The following is an 18,959-nucleotide window of genomic DNA, read 5'->3' as shown; positions in this document are numbered from 1 at the left end:
GACATTGCCGGATACGCGCTGCCCTCAAGAGCGGGCAGCCAAGAGACGTCGCTCAGCAGCATGATCCGAATCAGTGGGAATGAGGGCCGGGTAGGCAGTGAAGGCTCATTATTTCTGCGTCAGTTTTGCCTGACGACCATAGCGAGCGGGAACCACCTGATCCATGCCGAACTCAGTAGTGAAACCGCTTAGCGCCGATGGTAGTGTGGGGTCTCCCCATGTGAGAGTAGGTCATCGTCAGGCACTTATTTAACGAAGCCCCGGCCATTTGGTCGGGGCTTTGTTTTTAGGGGTCTCCCCATGGAGAGTAGCGGAGAGCCGCCCTGGTCATCGTCAGGCACCTATACCGTACCCCAGCTTCGAAAGAAGCTGGGGTATTTTTATGGTGCGACAGAAAACCAACGCAGTCATCGTCAGGCACTCATCCGACACCCCGGCCAACAGGCTGGGGTTTTTTATGCCCGGCATTTGGGTTAAGCCTTCCCGGTCCGGGGCCTTTTGCCTGGAGCTTTATGTCCAGAACCTCATGCTCAGAACCTCGAGTGGCCCCCCCGCCGAGTTACCGGTAAGCGGGTAATTTCGCTAGACTGTCGGCTTTTGTCGTCAGGCGTATTTCTATGAGTATCGGTGATCTCATTCGCCTTCTCGGCGATGGTCGTTATCACTCGGGCCAGCAGCTAGGCGAGCGCCTCGGTGTATCGAGAACGGCGGTCTGGAAGCAGCTCAAGAAGCTCGAGGCGATGGACCTGCCGCTGGAGGCGGTCAAAGGGCGCGGATACCGTCTGGTCAACTCTCTGGAGTCTCTGGATGGCGCCAGCATCGTATCGCAGCTATCTGCCGAACCGCGCCGGCATCTCAAGCGGCTTTTTGTCGAAGACGTGCTCGACTCCACCAATACCTTCCTGCGTGAACGCTTCCGTCATGGCGCTGGCCACGGAGAAGTCTGTCTGGCGGAAAGCCAGACGGCGGGACGAGGTCGACGAGGCAAGGCATGGAATACCCATTGGGGAGGGAGCCTGATTCTCTCCATGGGGTGGCGGTTCGACGCCGGGGTCGCAGCGCTGGAAGGTCTCAGCCTGGCCGTCGGGGTGGTGCTGGCCGAAGTCATCGAAGCCGCAGGCGGCGAAGTCGCATTGAAATGGCCCAATGACGTTCTGGTTGCCATCGATGGCGAATGGCGCAAGCTCGCCGGCATCCTGCTCGAGGTAACCGGCGATGTTGAAGGGCCTTGCGAGGTGGTCATCGGTATCGGGGTCAACATCTCTCTGAGCGACGCGGTCAGAGAGGCTGCAGGGCAGCCTGTAGGCGCCCTGGCAGACGTGATAGAGGCGCCGTCTCGCAACCATGTGGCTGCCTCCCTGATCGAATCTCTGCTGACGATGCTGCCTCGGTTCGAGCAACACGGTTTCGGTGCCTGGCAGGCTGAATGGAATCGTCGCCATGCTTATGCCGGTAGCACCATTCGCGTCCACCAGGGTAACGCTTCCTATGCGGCCGTGGCCGGCGAGGTAGATGGGAATGGCAATCTCATCGTGATGACGAATGGCGGCAAGCGTACCCTGACCGGCGGAGAGATCAGCATCCGTCCGGATTGACGAATCCAGGCTGCCCCCTTGGATCGTCCGTTCGCAGCGGATGAGACGGTCGAAAAGAGCGACTTCGAGCTTGCATTCGGTGTTTTGCTTTGACACAATGCGCCCCGCTTTGAGCGCAAGGCCATCGATCGGCAGTTCTGTTATTGCAGCAAAAACAGATGCTTGACATCGATGCAAGGCAGTGTAAAATCTGCCGCCGGTATGGAGAGGTTCCCGAGTGGCCAAAGGGAGCAGACTGTAAATCTGCCGCGAAAGCTTCGAAGGTTCGAATCCTTCCCTCTCCACCACAGTTTCACCGGTCTGTCTCGGCAAGCCGGAGTCAGAGCGGGTAGGCGGGTATAGTTCAATGGTAGAACCTCAGCCTTCCAAGCTGATGGTGTGGGTTCGATTCCCACTACCCGCTCCAACTGTGTTGATGATGATTCAGGCTCATGTAGCTCAGGGGTAGAGCACACCCTTGGTAAGGGTGAGGTCGACGGTTCAATTCCGTCCATGAGCTCCATTATCGATCTTCGGTTTGATGCGTGAAGGCGAGCTTTGGCTCGCTTTTTTGATGGCAAAAGAAAATGTTGTGGCGGGATTGCATTGTCCGGCACTTCTTCGCTATCATAGCGCCCTCCTAATTTCCGGGTGATTCTCGGATGTGTAGTTGCAGGCCAGTAGCTCAATTGGCAGAGCAGCGGTCTCCAAAACCGCAGGTTGGGGGTTCGATTCCCTCCTGGCCTGCCAGTCTTCCCCAGACTGGCTTGTCTTGATATCTTGTCTTGTTCGGTTATCGCGCCTTGAGTTGAGGAGTTTTCATGAAGCACAACGCCGAGGTGCAGGAGCCACGCTACGACACCCCTAAATGGATCGTCGTGGTGTTGCTGCTGGCAGTCGCGGTTGGCGGCAATGCCTGGTTTGCGGATCAAGCGTTGCTGTATCGCGTGCTGGGCGTCGTTGTCATTTGCGGCATTGCTGCAGCGATCGCGTTGACCACTACGAAAGGGCAGGCACTGATGGAGCTTGCGCGCGGTTCCAAGCGCGAGATTCAGCGTGTCGTCTGGCCGACTCGACAAGAGACTATCCAGACGACGCTGATCGTGCTGGCGGCCGTTCTGGTTGTGGGTCTGTTGCTGTGGCTTATCGATACCGTCCTCGGTTGGGCGATGTCCGGAATCATTGGCTAGGAGTTTTCATGTCCAAGCGTTGGTACGTCGTTCACGCTTATTCCGGTTTTGAGAAGCAGGTGATGCGTTCGTTGATCGAGCGGGTCAAGCTTTACGGTGTCGAGGATCAGTTCGGTGACATTCTGGTGCCGACCGAGGAAGTCGTCGAGATGCGTGACGGCAAGCGCCGCAAGAGCGAGCGCAAGTTCTATCCCGGCTATGTGCTGGTCGAGATGGAAATGAACGAACAGACCTGGCACATGGTCAATGAAACGCCGCGTGTCATGGGGTTCATCGGCGGTACGCCGGAGAAGCCCGCTGCGATCACCCAGAAAGAAGCAGATGCGATTCTGCGTCGTGTTCAGGACGGTACCGACAAGCCTCGTCCCAAGACACTCTTCGAGCCAGGCGAGACCGTGCGTGTCGTCGACGGCCCCTTCGCCGACTTCAATGGCGTCGTGGAAGAGGTCAATTATGAAAAGAGCCGTCTTCAGGTCAGCGTGCTGATCTTCGGACGCTCGACGCCGGTCGAACTGGAGTTTATCCAGGTGGTCAAGGACTGATCGGCGTAAAAGCAGGAATTCACCGCAGTGCCTCCGGGTGCTGCGTTATCGTTGCCGGTCGAATGCCGGCTGAACAGGGGAGCCGCAAGGCGTCCGTACCCGACTGGAGTTGAAAATGGCTAAGAAAGTCCAGGCCTACATCAAGCTGCAAGTGGCAGCCGGTAAGGCCAATCCGAGTCCGCCCGTGGGCCCTGCGCTGGGTCAGCACGGCGTCAACATCATGGAGTTCTGCAAGTCGTTCAACGCGGCGACTCAGGAAATCGAGCCGGGTCTGCCGACGCCGGTCGTGATCACCGTCTACAGCGACCGCAGCTTCACCTTCGTCACCAAGACGCCGCCGGCGGCGGTGCTGCTGAAGAAGGCTGCCGGTATCAAATCCGGTTCCGGCGTGCCGAACAAGACCAAGGTTGGCACCGTGACTCGCGAGCAGCTCGAAGAGATCGCCAAGACCAAGGAGCCCGATCTGACGGCTGCCAGTCTTGACGCCGCCGTTCGTACCATTGCTGGCAGTGCTCGCAGCATGGGCCTCAACGTGGAGGGCCTCTGATCATGGCAAAACTGACGAAACGCGCTCAGATGATTCGCGAGAAAGTCGAGCCGGGCAAGGTCTACACGCTGGAAGAAGCCGTCGCGCTGCTTTCCGAGGTGTCCACCGTCAAGTTCAAGGAGGCTCTCGAAGTCTCTATCAACTTGGGTGTCGATCCGCGTAAATCCGACCAGGTCGTGCGCGGTGCTACCGTGCTGCCGAACGGTACGGGTCGTGACGTCCGCGTCGCCGTGTTCGCCCAGGGTGCTGCTGCTGACGCCGCCAAGGAAGCCGGTGCCGACATCGTTGGCATGGAAGATCTGGCCGATGACGTCAAGAAAGGCAACATGAATTTCGACGTTGTCGTTGCTGCACCGGACGCCATGCGTGTGGTCGGCCAGCTCGGTCAGATCCTGGGTCCGCGCGGCCTGATGCCGAACCCGAAGGTCGGTACCGTGACGCCGGACGTGGCGACCGCGGTCAAGAACGCCAAGGCGGGTCAGGTTCGCTTCCGTACCGACAAGAACGGCATCATCCATGCCTCTATCGGCAAGGTGGATTTTCCGGCCGAAGCGCTGCGTGGCAACCTTGAAGCGCTGGTCAACGACCTCAAGCGTCTCAAGCCGAGCACGTCCAAAGGCATCTATCTCAAGAAGTTGACCCTGTCCAGTACCATGGGCCCGGGTCTGACCGTCGACCATAGCGCTTACGCTTGATTGGCGGTAACCAGGCAATAACTTTGCGGTCCCCGTGCACTGTTTCGACAGTCCTGCAGTCTGTCTCGACAGCTTGGGGCGGGGCACCGTCAAAGACCGCAGGTGTCGACGCAAGCCGTCGACTTAATGCTCTGTAAAGGGGCCTGCGCAGATGGTGTTGCTCGCCGGTTCAGGTGTGCAGCCATCATCCAAGACTTTCACCGCAGTTGGGTGGAAGAGATGGTAATCACCGGGTCGCGACGTCGTCGCCCCGGCACGAAGGAGTAACCACTGTGCCACTAGCACTCGAAGGCAAAAAAGCGATTGTTGCCGAGGTCAGTGAAGCCGCTAAGGACGCTCTTTCCGTCGTAGTTGCCGATTCTCGTGGTGTGACCGTTAGCGCAATGACCGATCTGCGCAAACAGGCACGCGAGAATGGCGTCCAGATTCGTGTTGTTCGCAACACGCTGGCACGCCGAGCGCTGTCAGGGACTTCATGGGAGTGCCTGAACGAGACTTTCGCAGGCCCGACGCTGTTGGCCTTCTCCTACGAGCACCCCGGCGCTGCCGCGCGGCTGTTCAAGGAGTTCGGCAAAACGCAGAAGGAATTCGAAGTCAAGGCGCTGGCTTACGAAGGGGAGATGATCCCGGCTGCTGATATCGACCGTCTGGCAACCCTGCCGACTTACGATGAAGCGATCGCCAAGCTGATGTCCGTCATGAAGGAAGCTTCTGCCGGCAAGCTGGTTCGTACTCTTGCAGCAGTTCGCGATCAAAAGCAGGACGAAGCTGCCTGATAGGTGGCCTGCTTTCGCAGACTGAGTCGACGTTTGAATCAACGAGCACTTGGCCGATTCCGGTCGGGGCTCCGCAAAGTTTAGGAATCTGAAAATGGCACTTTCTCAAGAAGATATCATCAACGCCGTTGCCGAAATGTCCGTGATGGAAGTTGCGGAACTGGTTTCTGCAATGGAAGAAAAGTTCGGCGTTTCTGCGGCGGCTGCTGTCGTTGCCGGTCCTGGTGGCGGCGGTGAAGCTGCTGCTGAAGAACAGACTGAATTCTCCGTGGTTCTGACCGCTGCCGGTGACAAGAAAGTCAACGTCATCAAGGTCGTCCGTGAGATCACCGGTCTGGGCCTGAAAGAAGCCAAAGGTGCCGTTGACGGCGCTCCGGCGACTATCAAGGAAGGTCTGTCCAAGGACGATGCCGAAGAAGCCAAGAAGAAGCTGGAAGAAGCTGGCGCTTCTGTGGAGCTCAAGTAACTCTGTGCTCACGGCTTCACGCGCTGCGTAAGCGCCACGGCTGGTGGCGGGCCTACCCGCTGCCGGCCTTTTTCTGTTTTTGCTAGCCTGGCGTTAGTACGCCTGACTCGGGGTCGACCTCCCGGGTTCAGGATTGTTGCCACTAGACAAATTCCGACGGCGAGCTCCCTCTTTCGGGAGGCTTGCCGTCAGCGCCTAACGGGGGTAGCCCGCGTTAGGGGAGCGCCGACCACGCACCGGTCACCCATGGTGAACAAGCTGGGGAATACAGATGGCTTACTCATACACTGAGAAAAAACGCATCCGCAAGGATTTCGGCAAACTGCCTCAAGTAATGGATGTGCCCTACCTGCTGGCCATCCAGCTTGATTCCTACTACGACTTTCTCCAGCAGGACCGGGCGCCGGAAGAGCGTCTCGAGACCGGTCTCCATGCGGCTTTCAAGTCCGTATTTCCGATCGAGAGCTTCTCGGGTAATGCGGCGCTCGAGTATGTCAGTTACCGCTTTGGCACGCCGGCTTTCGACGTCAAGGAGTGTCAGCTCCGTGGCGTGACCTACTCTGCACCGCTGCGCGTCAAGGTACGCCTGATCATCTACGACAAAGAGTCGTCGAACAAGGCTATCAAGGACATCAAGGAGCAAGAAGTCTACATGGGGGAAATCCCCCTGATGACCGAGAACGGTACCTTCGTCGTCAATGGTACCGAGCGTGTCATCGTGTCTCAGCTCCACCGCTCGCCGGGCGTGTTCTTCGATCATGACAAGGGCAAGAGCCACTCCTCCGGGAAGCTGCTCTATTCCGCGCGTATCATTCCTTACCGCGGCTCCTGGCTGGATTTCGAGTTCGACCCGAAAGACAACGTCTTCGTGCGTATCGACCGTCGCCGCAAGCTGCCGGCGACCGTCCTGATGCGCGCGCTGGGCATGAATGCCGAAGAGATTCTCGATACCTTCTTCGATACCAGCACGTTCCATATCGAAAGCGAAGGCATCTTCGTCGAGCTGGTGCCGTCGCGGTTGCGTGGTGAAACCGCGACCTTCGACATCAAGGACAACGACGGCAACGTCATCGTCGAAGAAGGCCGTCGAATTACCCAGAAGCACATCCGTCAGCTGGAAAGTGCCGGACTCGAGCGGCTAAAGGTGCCGATGGATTACCTGTTCGGCAAGACGCTGGCCAAGGATCAGATCGATGCCAATACGGGCGAGCTGATCTGCGAGTGCAACAGCGAGCTGACGCCGGATCTGCTGGAGAAGCTGGGGCAGGGCGGTGTCACCAAGCTGGAAACGCTCTACACCAACGATCTCGACGCCGGTTCGTTCATCTCCGATACGCTGAAGGTTGATTCGACACGCTCTGGACTGGAAGCGCTGGTCGAGATCTATCGCATGATGCGTCCCGGCGAGCCGCCGACCAAGGAAGCGGCCGAGACACTGTTCCACAACCTGTTCTTCTCCGAAGATCGCTACGACCTGTCAGGCGTTGGCCGGATGAAGTTCAATCGCCGTCTGCGTCGTGAAGGCGATACCGGTTCCGGTGTGCTCGACAATCAGGACATCCTCGATGTCCTGAAAGAGCTGATCAATATCCGTAACGGTTTCGGTGAAGTCGACGATATCGACCACCTGGGCAACCGCCGCATCCGCTGCGTCGGCGAGATGGCGGAAAATCAGTTCCGCGTCGGCCTGGTGCGCGTCGAGCGTGCGGTCAAGGAACGTCTCTCCATGGCGGAGAGCGAAGGCCTGATGCCGCAGGATCTGATCAATGCCAAGCCGGTAGCGGCCGCGGTCAAGGAGTTCTTCGGCTCCTCGCAGCTGTCCCAGTTCATGGACCAGAACAACCCGCTGTCGGAAGTGACGCACAAGCGTCGCGTCTCCGCGCTTGGGCCGGGCGGTCTGACCCGTGAGCGTGCCGGCTTCGAGGTGCGCGACGTTCACGCCACGCACTATGGCCGGTTGTGCCCGATCGAAACGCCGGAAGGCCCGAACATCGGTCTGATCAACTCGCTGGCGACCTACTCCAAGACCAACAGCTACGGCTTCCTCGAGACGCCGTACCGCAAGGTCGTGGATCGCCAGCTGACCGACGAGATCGTGCACCTGTCGGCGATCGAGGAAGGCGACTTCATCATCGCCCAGGCTTCGGCAACGGTCGACGAGAGCAACAAGCTGATCGACGACCTGGTCCAGGTTCGCCACAAGGGTGAAACCACCTTCATGGCGCCGGACAAGGTCACGCTGATGGACGTGTCGCCGCGTCAGGTCGTTTCCGTGGCTGCCGCGTTGATCCCGTTCCTCGAGCACGATGACGCCAACCGCGCCCTGATGGGGTCGAACATGCAGCGTCAGGCGGTGCCGACCCTGCGTGCCGACAAGCCACTCGTGGGTACCGGCATGGAGCGTTTCGTCGCCCGTGACTCCGGCGTCTGCGCCGTGGCTCGTCGGGGTGGCGTGATCGACTCCGTCGATGCCAAGCGTATCGTCGTGCGTATCGATGAGGACGAGATCATCGGCGGTGAAGCTGGCGTCGATATCTACAATCTGACCAAGTACGTGCGTTCGAACCAGAACACCTGCCAGAACCAGCGCCCCATCGTGCGCCCGGGCGACAAGGTGGCACGTGGCGATATCCTCGCCGACGGTCCGTCCGTCGACATGGGTGACCTGGCGCTGGGTCAGAACATGCGCCTCGCGTTCATGCCGTGGAATGGCTACAACTTCGAGGACTCCATCCTCGTCTCCGAGCGTGTGGTCGAGGATGACCGATTCACCACGATCCACATCCAGGAACTGACCTGTGTCTCTCGTGACACCAAGCTGGGCGCGGAGGAGATCACCTCCGACATCCCCAACGTGGGCGAGTCGGCACTGGGCAAGCTGGACGAGGCGGGCGTCGTCTACATCGGTGCCGAAGTGGGCGCGGGCGATATCCTGGTCGGCAAGGTGACGCCGAAGGGCGAAACCCAGCTGACACCGGAAGAGAAACTCCTGCGTGCGATCTTCGGTGAGAAGGCGTCCGACGTTAAGGACACCTCGCTACGGGCGCCGACCGGCATCCGCGGTACCATCATCGACGTTCAGGTGTTCACTCGCGACGGCGTGGAGAAGGATTCGCGTGCACTGTCCATCGAGCAGCAGCAGCTCGACGAAGTGCGCCGCGACCTCCAGGAAACTTACCGTATCGCCGAGGAAGCCACGTTCGAGCGCCTCAAGCGCACGCTGGATGGTCAGGCGGTTCACGGCGGTCCGAAGCTGAAGAAAGGCGACGTGCTGAGCGAGGACTACCTCGACGAGCTGCCGCGCCAGCAGTGGTTCAAGCTGCGCATGCAGGACGAGGCCGTCAACGAGCTGCTGGCTCAGGCCGACGAGCAGCTGGAAAATCGTCGCAAGGAGATGGACGAGCGTTTCGAAGACAAGAAACGCAAGCTCACTCAGGGTGACGATCTGGCCCCGGGCGTGCTCAAGATCGTCAAGGTCTACCTGGCGGTCAAGCGTCGCATCCAGCCGGGTGACAAGATGGCCGGTCGCCACGGTAACAAGGGTGTCATTTCCGCGATCATGCCGATCGAGGACATGCCGTTCGACGACAACGGTCAGCCGGTCGACGTGGTGCTCAACCCGCTGGGCGTGCCGTCGCGCATGAACGTCGGTCAGATCCTCGAGACCCACCTGGGCATGGCGGCCCACGGTCTCGGCGTCAAGATCGATCGGATGCTGCGTGATGCGCGCGAACAGCAGGTCGGCGAGATTCGCGGTTTCCTCAAGCAGGTCTACAACACCGAGGAAACGCGTCAGGAAGACATCGACTCGCTGACCGATGACGAGATCATCACGCTGGCCAAGAACCTGCGCGGCGGTGTACCCATCGCGACGCCGCTGTTCGACGGCGCCAAGGAGCACGAGATCAAGCATCTGCTGCGGCTCGCCGATCTGCCGGATTCCGGCCAGATGACGCTCTACGACGGGCGTACCGGTGAATCGTTCGATCGTCCGGTGACCGTGGGCTACATGTACATGCTCAAGCTCAACCACTTGGTCGACGACAAGATGCACGCGCGTTCCACCGGCTCTTACTCGCTCGTCACGCAGCAGCCGCTGGGTGGTAAGGCGCAGTTCGGCGGACAGCGCTTCGGTGAGATGGAAGTGTGGGCACTCGAGGCGTACGGCGCCGCCTACACCCTGCAGGAGATGCTCACCGTTAAGTCGGATGACGTCGAAGGTCGTACCAAGATGTACAAGAGCATCGTGGACGGCGACCACACCATGCAGGCCGGTATGCCGGAATCCTTCAATGTGCTGGTGAAGGAGATCCGCTCGCTGGGTATCGACATCGAATTGGAAAGCTAAGACCGGCACAGTCGATCGATAGCGACGGTTTGCGGGGCGAGCGAGTGATTCGCGGCCCCGCTCATGACAACTCCGCAACGGAGCGATCCCATGAAAGATTTGGTGAAAGTCCTCAAGTCACAGGCGCAATCTGACGAGTTCGAGGCGATCAAGATCACGCTCGCCTCGCCGGAAATGATTCGCTCCTGGTCATACGGCGAAGTCAAGAAGCCCGAGACCATCAACTACCGTACGTTCAAACCTGAACGTGACGGACTTTTCTGCGCCAAGATCTTCGGGCCGGTCAAGGATTACGAGTGCTTGTGCGGCAAGTACAAGCGCATGAAACATCGCGGCATCATCTGCGAGAAGTGTGGCGTCGAAGTGACCAAGGCGGCGGTTCGCCGTGAGCGCATGGGCCACATCGAACTGGCCTCGCCGGTCGCGCACATCTGGTTTTTGAAGTCGCTGCCGTCACGCATCGGCATGTTCCTGGACATGACCCTGCGTGATATCGAGCGCGTGCTCTATTTCGAATCGTTCGTGGTGATCGATCCGGGCATGACCACCCTCGAGCGTGGCCAGCTGCTCAATGACGAGCAGTACTTCGAGGCGCTGGAAGAGTTCGGCGACGACTTCGACGCGCGCATGGGCGCCGAAGCCGTGCAGGCGTTGCTCAAGGACATCGATCTGGAAGAAGAGATCGATCGGCTGCGTGAAGAGATTCCGCAGACCAACTCCGAGACCAAGATCAAGAAGCTCTCCAAGCGCCTCAAGCTGCTGGAGGCCTTCTACAAGTCCGGCAATGCGCCGGCGTGGATGGTCATGGAAGTGCTGCCGGTGCTGCCACCGGATCTGCGCCCGCTGGTGCCGCTGGACGGTGGCCGTTTCGCGACCTCGGATCTCAACGATCTGTACCGTCGCGTGATCAACCGCAACAACCGTCTCAAGCGCCTGCTCGACCTCAATGCGCCGGACATCATCGTGCGCAACGAGAAGCGCATGCTGCAGGAGTCGGTCGATGCGCTGCTCGACAACGGTCGTCGCGGTCGCGCCATCACCGGTTCCAACAAGCGTCCGCTGAAGTCGCTGGCCGACATGATCAAGGGCAAGCAGGGGCGTTTCCGTCAGAACCTGCTGGGCAAGCGTGTCGACTACTCCGGTCGTTCGGTCATCACCGTCGGTCCGACCCTGCGTCTGCATCAGTGCGGTCTGCCCAAGAAGATGGCACTCGAGCTGTTCAAGCCGTTCATCTACTCCAAGCTGCAGGGCAGCGGTCAGGCGTCCACGATCAAGGCCGCCAAGAAGATGGTCGAGCGGGAACTGCCGGAAGTGTGGGATATCCTCGCCGATGTCATCCGCGAGCATCCGGTCCTGCTCAACCGCGCGCCGACGCTGCACCGCCTGGGTATTCAGGCGTTCGAGCCGCTGCTGATCGAAGGCAAGGCGATTCAGCTGCATCCGTTGGTCTGTGCGGCCTACAACGCCGACTTCGACGGTGACCAGATGGCCGTTCACGTACCGCTGACGCTGGAATCCCAGCTCGAAGCGCGTGCGCTGATGATGTCGACCAACAACGTGCTGTCGCCGGCCAACGGCGAGCCGATCATCGTGCCGTCCCAGGACGTCGTGCTGGGTCTCTATTACATGACCCGCGAGCGCATCAACGCCAAGGGTGAAGGCAAGGCCTTCGCCAACCTCAACGAGCTGGACCGCGCATTCGCGACCCATAACGTGGCGCTGCATGCCCGGGTCAAGGTGCGCCTGACCGAGTGGCTGTCCGACGAGAAGGACGGCGAGGTGACCGAACTGACCGAGACGACCTCGATCAAGGAAACCACGGTCGGTCGTGCGCTGCTGTTTCGCATTCTGCCGAAGGGCATGCCCTTCGAGCTCGTCGATCGTCCGATGAAGAAAAAGGCGATCTCCGGGCTGATCAACGAGGTCTATCGTCGTACCGGTCTCAAGGACGCGGTGATCTTCGCCGACCAGCTGATGTACACCGGCTTCCGTCTGGCGACGTGGTCAGGCGCCTCCATTGGCGTCAACGACTTCGTCATCCCTGACGCCAAGGCCGAGATCGTCGATGCGGCCGAGGACGAGGTCAAGGAGATCGAGGACCAGTTCTCCTCCGGTCTGGTGACCGCGGGCGAGAAGTACAACAAGGTCATCGATATCTGGTCCAAGGCGAACGACAAGGTCGCCAAGGCGATGATGGCCGGGATCTCGAAAGAGACCGTGGTCGATCGCGATGGCAACGAAGTCGAGCAGGACTCGTTCAACAGCGTCTTCATCATGGCGGATTCCGGCGCCCGTGGTAGTGCGGCCCAGATTCGTCAGCTGGCCGGCATGCGTGGCCTGATGGCCAAGCCGGATGGCTCGATCATCGAGACGCCGATCACCGCCAACTTCCGTGAAGGTCTGAACGTACTCCAGTACTTCATCTCCACACACGGGGCGCGTAAGGGTCTGGCGGATACGGCACTCAATACTGCCAACTCCGGTTACCTGACACGCCGGCTGGTCGACGTGGCGCAGGATCTGGTCATCACCGAAGAGGATTGCGGCACCGATCGCGGTCTGACCCTGCATCCGGTGATCGAAGGCGGCGATGTCATCGTGTCACTGGCGCAGCGCGTGCTGGGCCGCGTCGTGGCACAGGACGTCATCGATCCGCAGACCGAGGATGTCCTGATTCCTCGCGGCACGCTGCTCGACGAAGCCTGGTGCGAGGAACTCGACACCATGGGTGTCGACGAGATCGTCATGCGTAGCCCGATCAGTTGCGAAACGGCTCATGGCGTCTGCGCCTCCTGCTACGGTCGCGATCTGGCCCGCGGGCACCAGGCCAACATCGGTGAAGCGGTCGGCGTCATCGCCGCCCAGTCCATCGGTGAGCCGGGTACCCAGCTGACCATGCGTACGTTCCACATCGGTGGCGCGGCATCGCGTGCGTCTGCCGTCGACAGCGTCCAGGTCAAGCACGGTGGTAGTGTTCGACTGCACAACATCAAGTCGGTCGAGCGCGCCGATGGCAAGCTGATCGTGGTGTCTCGCTCGAGCGCCCTGGCCGTCGCCGACGACCATGGCTGCGAGCGCGAGTACTACAAGCTGCCCTATGGTGCCGAGCTGTCTGTCAAGGACGGCGATCACGTCGAAGGCGGTCAGGTGGTGGCGAAGTGGGATCCGCACACCCACCCGGTCGTCGCCGAAGTTCAGGGCAAGGCGCAGTTCACGGACATGACCGAAGGTCTGACCATGACGCGCACCGTCGACGAGATGACCGGTCTGTCGAACATCGAGGTGATCGAGTCGGCGGCGCGTCCGGCCTCTGGTCGCGACAAGCGACCGATGATCATGCTGGTGGGCGAAGACGGTCAGCACGTGACGCTGCCGGGCTCCAACACGCCGGTTCAGTACCTGATGCCGGGTCGTGCCATCGTGGCAGCGGAGAACGGTACCGAGATCGGTGTCGGTGAAGTCATCGCCCGTATTCCGCTGGAAGCGTCCGGCAACAAGGACATTACCGGTGGTCTGCCGCGCGTTGCCGATCTGTTCGAAGCGCGCAAGCCGAAAGAGCCGTCCATCCTCGCCGAGATCAGCGGTACGATCAGCTTCGGCAAGGAGACCAAGGGCAAGCGTCGTCTGACGATCACGCCGGAAGAAGGCGATCCGTTGGAAATGCTGATCCCGAAATGGCGCCAGATCGGGGTGTTCGAAGGCGAAACGGTCGAGAAGGGCGAGGTCATCTCCGACGGTCCGAGCAACCCGCACGATATCCTGCGCTTGCTGGGTGTGGCGGAACTGGCCAAGTACATCACCGTCGAGATCCAGGACGTCTATCGTCTGCAGGGCGTCAGCATCAACGACAAGCACATCGAAGTCATCGTGCGTCAGATGCTGCGCAAGGTCGAGATCACCGATTCCGGCGATTCGACGTTCATTCCGGGCGATCAGGTCGAACTGGTTCGAGTGCTCGAGGAAAATGCCCGTCTCGAGCAGGAAGAGAAATTCCCGGCCAAGTACGAGCGTCTGCTGCTGGGTATCACCAAGGCATCGTTGGCGACCGAGTCGTTCATCTCCGCGGCATCGTTCCAGGAGACGACGCGCGTACTGACCGAAGCTGCGGTGACCGGCAAGCGTGACTATCTGCGCGGTCTGAAGGAAAACGTGGTGGTGGGGCGTCTGATCCCGGCCGGTACCGGCCTTGCCCATCACGACGAGCGGCGTCGCAAGCGCGAAGAGTCCGAGCGCACGCTGCAGCCGTCGGCATTCGATGTCGAGCAGGAGCTGGGCGCCCAGCTCACCGCGCTCGACGCCGATGACGACGATCTGTAAGTCGTGATCCCGGCCACCTGCCTCTCGGGGTGGGTGGCCTTGACGGGTCTCATGACAACTGATTAGAATGCGCAGCCTTTATGTAGGGGAGGTGCAACCGATCGATGTACCGGTCCGTGCACATCGTTCCCGGCATGAGGCAAGGCAACCCAATGGAGTCAGCTAAAGACTATGGCAACGATTAACCAGCTCGTGCGCAAGCCGCGCAAGCGCCCCGTCGAGACTAGCGACGTGCCGGCGCTGCAGGCCTGCCCACAACGCCGTGGGGTCTGTACCCGCGTCTACACCACTACGCCCAAGAAGCCGAACTCGGCGCTGCGTAAGGTGTGTCGTGTGCGTCTGACCAACGGTTTTGAAGTCAGTTCTTACATCGGCGGTGAAGGCCACAACCTGCAGGAGCACTCCGTGGTCCTGATTCGTGGCGGCCGCGTCAAGGATTTGCCGGGTGTACGTTATCACACCGTTCGTGGCGCCCTTGACACCTCCGGTGTCCAGAATCGTCGTCAAGGCCGTTCCAAGTACGGCACCAAGCGTCCCAAGTCCTGATCCGGGCGCTTTCCATATTCATTATCGGTCAGATAAGAGTAAGGTCGGCCCTTCTCGCTCGCTAGCGACAAGTGGTGCCGGGTTTACCTGAACGACCCTTAACTAGAGGGCTTATCATGCCAAGAAGAAGAGTCGCCGCTAAGCGCGAGATCCTTCCCGATCCCAAATTCGGAAGCGAGCGCCTGGCCAAGTTCATGAACCATCTGATGGTCAGCGGCAAGAAGTCCATAGCCGAGCGCATCGTTTACGGCGCGTTGGACAGGGTTGCCGAGCGCAGTAACGAAGCGCCGCTGGACATCTTCGACAAGTCGCTGGAAGCCATTCAACCGATGGTCGAGGTCAAGTCGCGCCGTGTCGGTGGTGCGACGTACCAGGTTCCGGTCGAGGTTCGCCCGTCACGCCGTCAGGCGTTGGCCATGCGCTGGCTGGTCGACGCCGCGCGCGGCCGTGGCGAGAAGACCATGGTGCAACGTCTTGCTGGCGAGATGCTGGATGCCGCCGAAGGCAAGGGTGCTGCTGTGAAGAAGCGTGAAGACGTGCACCGCATGGCAGATGCCAACAAGGCCTTCTCTCACTACCGCTTCTAATCAACGGGGACTTCCATCGTGGCACGAAAGACACCACTCAAGCGTTATCGCAATATCGGTATCGTTGCCCACGTCGACGCTGGTAAGACGACCACTACCGAGCGTGTCCTGTTCTATACCGGTCTGTCCCACAAGGTGGGCGAGGTTCATGAAGGCGCTGCCGTCATGGACTGGATGGAGCAGGAGCAGGAGCGTGGCATCACGATCACCTCCGCTGCGACTACCTGCTTCTGGCAGGGCATGAACAAGCAGTTCGACGAGCACCGTATCAACATCATCGATACCCCGGGACACGTCGACTTCACCATCGAAGTCGAGCGTTCTCTGCGTGTTCTGGATGGTGCGGTCGTCGTGCTGTGCGGCTCTTCCGGCGTGCAGCCGCAGACAGAGACCGTCTGGCGTCAGGCCAACAAGTACGAAGTTCCGCGCATGGTGTTCGTCAACAAGATGGACCGTGCCGGCGCCGACTTCTTCATGGTGATCGATCAGCTCAAGGATCGCCTGGGCGCCAACGTCGTTCCGATCCAGATCAACTGGGGCGCGGAAGACGAGTTCAAGGGCGTCATCGACCTGATTCAGATGAAGGCGATCGTCTGGGACGAAGAGAACTTCGGCATGAACTACGAGTTGGCTGATATCCCGGCCGACCTGCAGGAAACCGCTGAAAAGTATCGCGAGCAGATGGTCGAAGCTGCGGCCGAAGCCAACGAAGAGCTGATGGACAAGTACCTCGAAGGGGTCGAGCTCTCCGAAGCGGAAATCAAGGCTGGCCTGCGTGCCCGTACACTGGCCAACGAGATCGTTCTCGTGACCTGTGGTTCGGCGTTCAAGAACAAGGGCGTACAGGCCGTTCTGGACTGCGTCATCGAGTACCTGCCGTCGCCCACCGAGGTCAAGGCGATCGAAGGTGAGCTGGATGACAAGGACGGTACCGTTGCGACGCGTGAAGCCGACGACAGTGCGCCGTTCTCGGCACTGGCGTTCAAGATCGCGACCGACCCGTTCGTCGGTACGCTGACCTTCATGCGCGTCTACTCCGGCGTTCTGAAATCCGGTGACAGCATCTTCAACTCCGTGAAGTCGAAGAAAGAGCGTGTCGGTCGTATCGTTCAGATGCACGCCAACTCGCGTGAAGAGATCAAGGAAGTTTACGCTGGCGATATCGCGGCGTGCATCGGCCTGAAGGACGTCACGACGGGTGACACGCTGTGCGATCTGAACGACAAGATCGTGCTCGAGCGCATGGAGTTTCCGGAGCCGGTCATTTCCGTCGCCGTCGAGCCTAAGTCCAAGCCCGATCAGGAAAAGATGGGTGTCGCGCTCGGCAAGCTGGCGCAGGAAGATCCGTCTTTCCGTGTCCAGACCGACGAAGAGACCGGTCAGACCATCATCTCGGGCATGGGCGAGTTGCACCTCGATATCCTGGTCGACCGCATGCGTCGCGAGTTCAAGGTCGAGGCCAACATCGGCAAGCCGCAGGTTGCCTACCGCGAGACCATCCGCAGCAAGGTCGAGCAGGAAGGCAAGTTCGTCCGCCAGTCAGGTGGTCGCGGTCAGTACGGTCACGTCTGGTTGCGCATTGAACCGCTGACGGCCGAAGACAAGGGCGAGGACGAGGAGATGACCTTCAAGTTCGCGTCCGAGATCGTCGGTGGCGCCGTGCCGAAAGAGTACGTGCCGGCCGTCGAAAAAGGGGCTTACGAGCAGCTCAAGAACGGCGTTATCGCGGGTTACCCGATGATCGACGTCAAGGTCACGCTGTTCGACGGTTCCTACCACGACGTGGACTCCAACGAGACTGCGTTCAAGGTCGCCTCTTCCATGGCGATCAAAGAAGGTGCTCGTAAGGCCAAGGCCGTGTTGCTCGAGCCGGTGATGAAGGTCGAAGTCGTGACTCCCGAGGATTTCATGGGCGATGTCATGGGCGATCTCAACCGCCGTCGTGGCCTTGTGCAGGGCATGGATGACTCCACTTCTGGCAAGATCATCCGCGCCACGGTTCCGTTGGCTGAGATGTTCGGTTATGCAACCGATCTGCGTTCTCAGACCCAGGGACGCGCAAGCTACACCATGGAGTTTGCGGATTACGAAGAGGCACCATCCAGCGTCGTTGATGCCGTCATCAATCAGAACGGTTAACCGTTAGCTAACGTAAAGAGGTTATAGCAGTGGCTAAGGCAAAATTTGAACGCTCCAAACCGCACGTCAACGTCGGCACCATCGGTCACGTCGACCACGGTAAAACGACCCTGACGGCAGCGCTGACTCGTGTTTCCGCCGAAGTCTTCGGTGGCGAATGGCGTCAGTTCGACACGATCGACAACGCTCCGGAAGAGCGCGAGCGCGGTATCACCATCGCGACCGCTCACGTCGAGTACCAGTCCGAAGTTCGCCATTACGCGCACGTCGACTGCCCGGGTCACGCTGACTACGTCAAGAACATGATCACCGGTGCTGCCCAGATGGACGGCGCTATCCTGGTCTGTTCCGCCGCTGACGGCCCGATGCCGCAGACGCGCGAGCACATCCTGCTGTCTCGTCAGGTCGGCGTTCCGTACATCGTCGTGTTCCTGAACAAGGCTGACATGGTCGATGACGAAGAGCTGCTCGAGCTGGTCGAGATGGAAGTCCGCGAACTCCTGAGCGAGTACGACTTCCCGGGCGACGACACCCCGATCATCATCGGCTCCGCGCTGATGGCGCTGGAAGGCAAGGATGACAACGGCATGGGTACTACCGCCGTTGCCAACCTGATCAAGTCTCTGGACGAGTACATTCCGGAGCCGGAGCGCGCTATCGATCAGCCGTTCCTGATGCCGATCGAAGACGTGTTCTCCATCTCGGGTCGCGGTACCGTGGTAACGGGTCGTGTCGAGCGTGGCATCGTCAAGACTGGCGACGAAGTCGAAATCGTCGGTATTCACGACACCACCAAGACGATCGTCACTGGCGTCGAGATGTTCCGTAAGCTGCTCGACGAAGGTCGTGCTGGCGAGAACGTGGGCGCGCTGCTGCGTGGTACCAAGCGTGATGACGTCGAGCGTGGTCAGGTTCTGGCCAAGCCGGGCACCATCAAGCCGCACACCAAGTTCGAAGCCGAAGTCTACGTTCTGTCCAAGGAAGAAGGTGGTCGTCATACGCCGTTCTTCAAGGGCTATCGTCCGCAGTTCTACTTCCGTACCACCGACGTTACCGGTACTTGTGAACTGCCGGAAGGCGTCGAGATGGTCATGCCGGGCGACAATGTCCAGATGATCGTGACGCTGATCGCGCCGATCGCCATGGAAGACGGCCTGCGCTTCGCGATCCGCGAAGGTGGTCGTACCGTTGGTGCCGGTGTCGTTGCCAAGATCATCGAATAATCTTTTCGA

Annotated in this window: 13 protein-coding genes, 4 tRNA genes and 1 rRNA gene; all 18 read left to right on the top strand. The window is 59.9% G+C overall.

What is annotated here, in order from left to right; genetic code table 11:
* Positions 1 to 128 precede the first annotated feature (128 nt).
* The 18 genes from rrf to tuf all read left to right on the top strand — a co-directional run bounded on the left by rrf (position 129) and on the right by tuf (position 18,950).
* A 5S ribosomal RNA gene (gene rrf, locus BTW07_RS17225) occupies positions 129 to 243 on the top strand.
* A gap of 374 nt (positions 244 to 617) precedes the next feature.
* The gene (locus BTW07_RS17215; protein ID WP_075571405.1) at positions 618 to 1,595 is read left to right on the top strand and encodes a biotin--[acetyl-CoA-carboxylase] ligase; all 978 of its coding nucleotides are present in this window, start codon (positions 618 to 620) and stop codon (positions 1,593 to 1,595) included.
* Positions 1,596 to 1,798: 203 nt separating this feature from the next.
* Positions 1,799 to 1,882: transfer RNA gene (locus BTW07_RS17210), tRNA-Tyr, on the top strand.
* A gap of 45 nt (positions 1,883 to 1,927) precedes the next feature.
* Positions 1,928 to 2,001, top strand: a tRNA-Gly gene (locus BTW07_RS17205).
* A gap of 21 nt (positions 2,002 to 2,022) precedes the next feature.
* Positions 2,023 to 2,097: transfer RNA gene (locus BTW07_RS17200), tRNA-Thr, on the top strand.
* 151 nt (positions 2,098 to 2,248) lie between these two features.
* Positions 2,249 to 2,324: transfer RNA gene (locus tag BTW07_RS17195), tRNA-Trp, on the top strand.
* 71 nt (positions 2,325 to 2,395) lie between these two features.
* A complete protein-coding gene (gene secE / locus BTW07_RS17190; protein WP_075571404.1) occupies positions 2,396 to 2,764 on the top strand; it encodes a preprotein translocase subunit SecE in 369 nt (122 codons plus the stop codon).
* Positions 2,765 to 2,772: 8 nt separating this feature from the next.
* Positions 2,773 to 3,306: a transcription termination/antitermination protein NusG gene (gene nusG / locus BTW07_RS17185; protein ID WP_075571403.1), complete on the top strand. Its 534-nt coding sequence runs from the start codon at positions 2,773 to 2,775 to the stop codon at positions 3,304 to 3,306.
* A 115-nt stretch (positions 3,307 to 3,421) separates the two neighbouring features.
* A complete protein-coding gene (rplK, locus tag BTW07_RS17180; RefSeq protein WP_075571402.1) occupies positions 3,422 to 3,853 on the top strand; it encodes a 50S ribosomal protein L11 in 432 nt (143 codons plus the stop codon).
* A gap of 2 nt (positions 3,854 to 3,855) precedes the next feature.
* A complete protein-coding gene (gene rplA / locus BTW07_RS17175; RefSeq protein ID WP_075571401.1) occupies positions 3,856 to 4,548 on the top strand; it encodes a 50S ribosomal protein L1 in 693 nt (230 codons plus the stop codon).
* 272 nt (positions 4,549 to 4,820) lie between these two features.
* Entirely contained in the window at positions 4,821 to 5,324 is a 504-nt protein-coding gene (gene rplJ / locus BTW07_RS17170; RefSeq protein WP_075571400.1) for a 50S ribosomal protein L10, read from the top strand.
* 94 nt (positions 5,325 to 5,418) lie between these two features.
* Complete coding sequence (rplL, locus tag BTW07_RS17165; protein WP_075571399.1) at positions 5,419 to 5,790, top strand: 50S ribosomal protein L7/L12; 372 nt, start codon at positions 5,419 to 5,421, stop codon at positions 5,788 to 5,790.
* Positions 5,791 to 6,061: 271 nt separating this feature from the next.
* Positions 6,062 to 10,138, top strand: coding sequence for a DNA-directed RNA polymerase subunit beta (gene rpoB / locus BTW07_RS17160; RefSeq protein ID WP_075571398.1), 4,077 nt, complete (start codon positions 6,062 to 6,064; stop codon positions 10,136 to 10,138).
* A 90-nt stretch (positions 10,139 to 10,228) separates the two neighbouring features.
* The gene (gene rpoC / locus BTW07_RS17155; protein ID WP_075571397.1) at positions 10,229 to 14,455 is read left to right on the top strand and encodes a DNA-directed RNA polymerase subunit beta'; all 4,227 of its coding nucleotides are present in this window, start codon (positions 10,229 to 10,231) and stop codon (positions 14,453 to 14,455) included.
* Positions 14,456 to 14,626: 171 nt separating this feature from the next.
* Positions 14,627 to 15,001 carry a 30S ribosomal protein S12 gene (gene rpsL, locus BTW07_RS17150; protein WP_075571396.1) on the top strand — a complete coding sequence of 125 codons (375 nt, stop codon included), beginning with the start codon at positions 14,627 to 14,629 and terminating at the stop codon, positions 14,999 to 15,001.
* 116 nt (positions 15,002 to 15,117) lie between these two features.
* Entirely contained in the window at positions 15,118 to 15,588 is a 471-nt protein-coding gene (rpsG, locus tag BTW07_RS17145) for a 30S ribosomal protein S7 (protein WP_075571395.1), read from the top strand.
* 18 nt (positions 15,589 to 15,606) lie between these two features.
* Positions 15,607 to 17,727 carry an elongation factor G gene (gene fusA / locus BTW07_RS17140; protein ID WP_075571394.1) on the top strand — a complete coding sequence of 707 codons (2,121 nt, stop codon included), beginning with the start codon at positions 15,607 to 15,609 and terminating at the stop codon, positions 17,725 to 17,727.
* A 29-nt stretch (positions 17,728 to 17,756) separates the two neighbouring features.
* Positions 17,757 to 18,950 carry an elongation factor Tu gene (tuf, locus tag BTW07_RS17135; protein ID WP_075571393.1) on the top strand — a complete coding sequence of 398 codons (1,194 nt, stop codon included), beginning with the start codon at positions 17,757 to 17,759 and terminating at the stop codon, positions 18,948 to 18,950.
* The last annotated feature ends 9 nt before the right edge of the window (positions 18,951 to 18,959 follow it).

Origin of the sequence: Salinicola socius (genome assembly GCF_001937195.1) — a bacterium.
GTDB classification, from domain to species: domain Bacteria; phylum Pseudomonadota; class Gammaproteobacteria; order Pseudomonadales; family Halomonadaceae; genus Salinicola; species Salinicola socius.
This window is presented reverse-complemented; position numbering and strand designations above follow the sequence as displayed.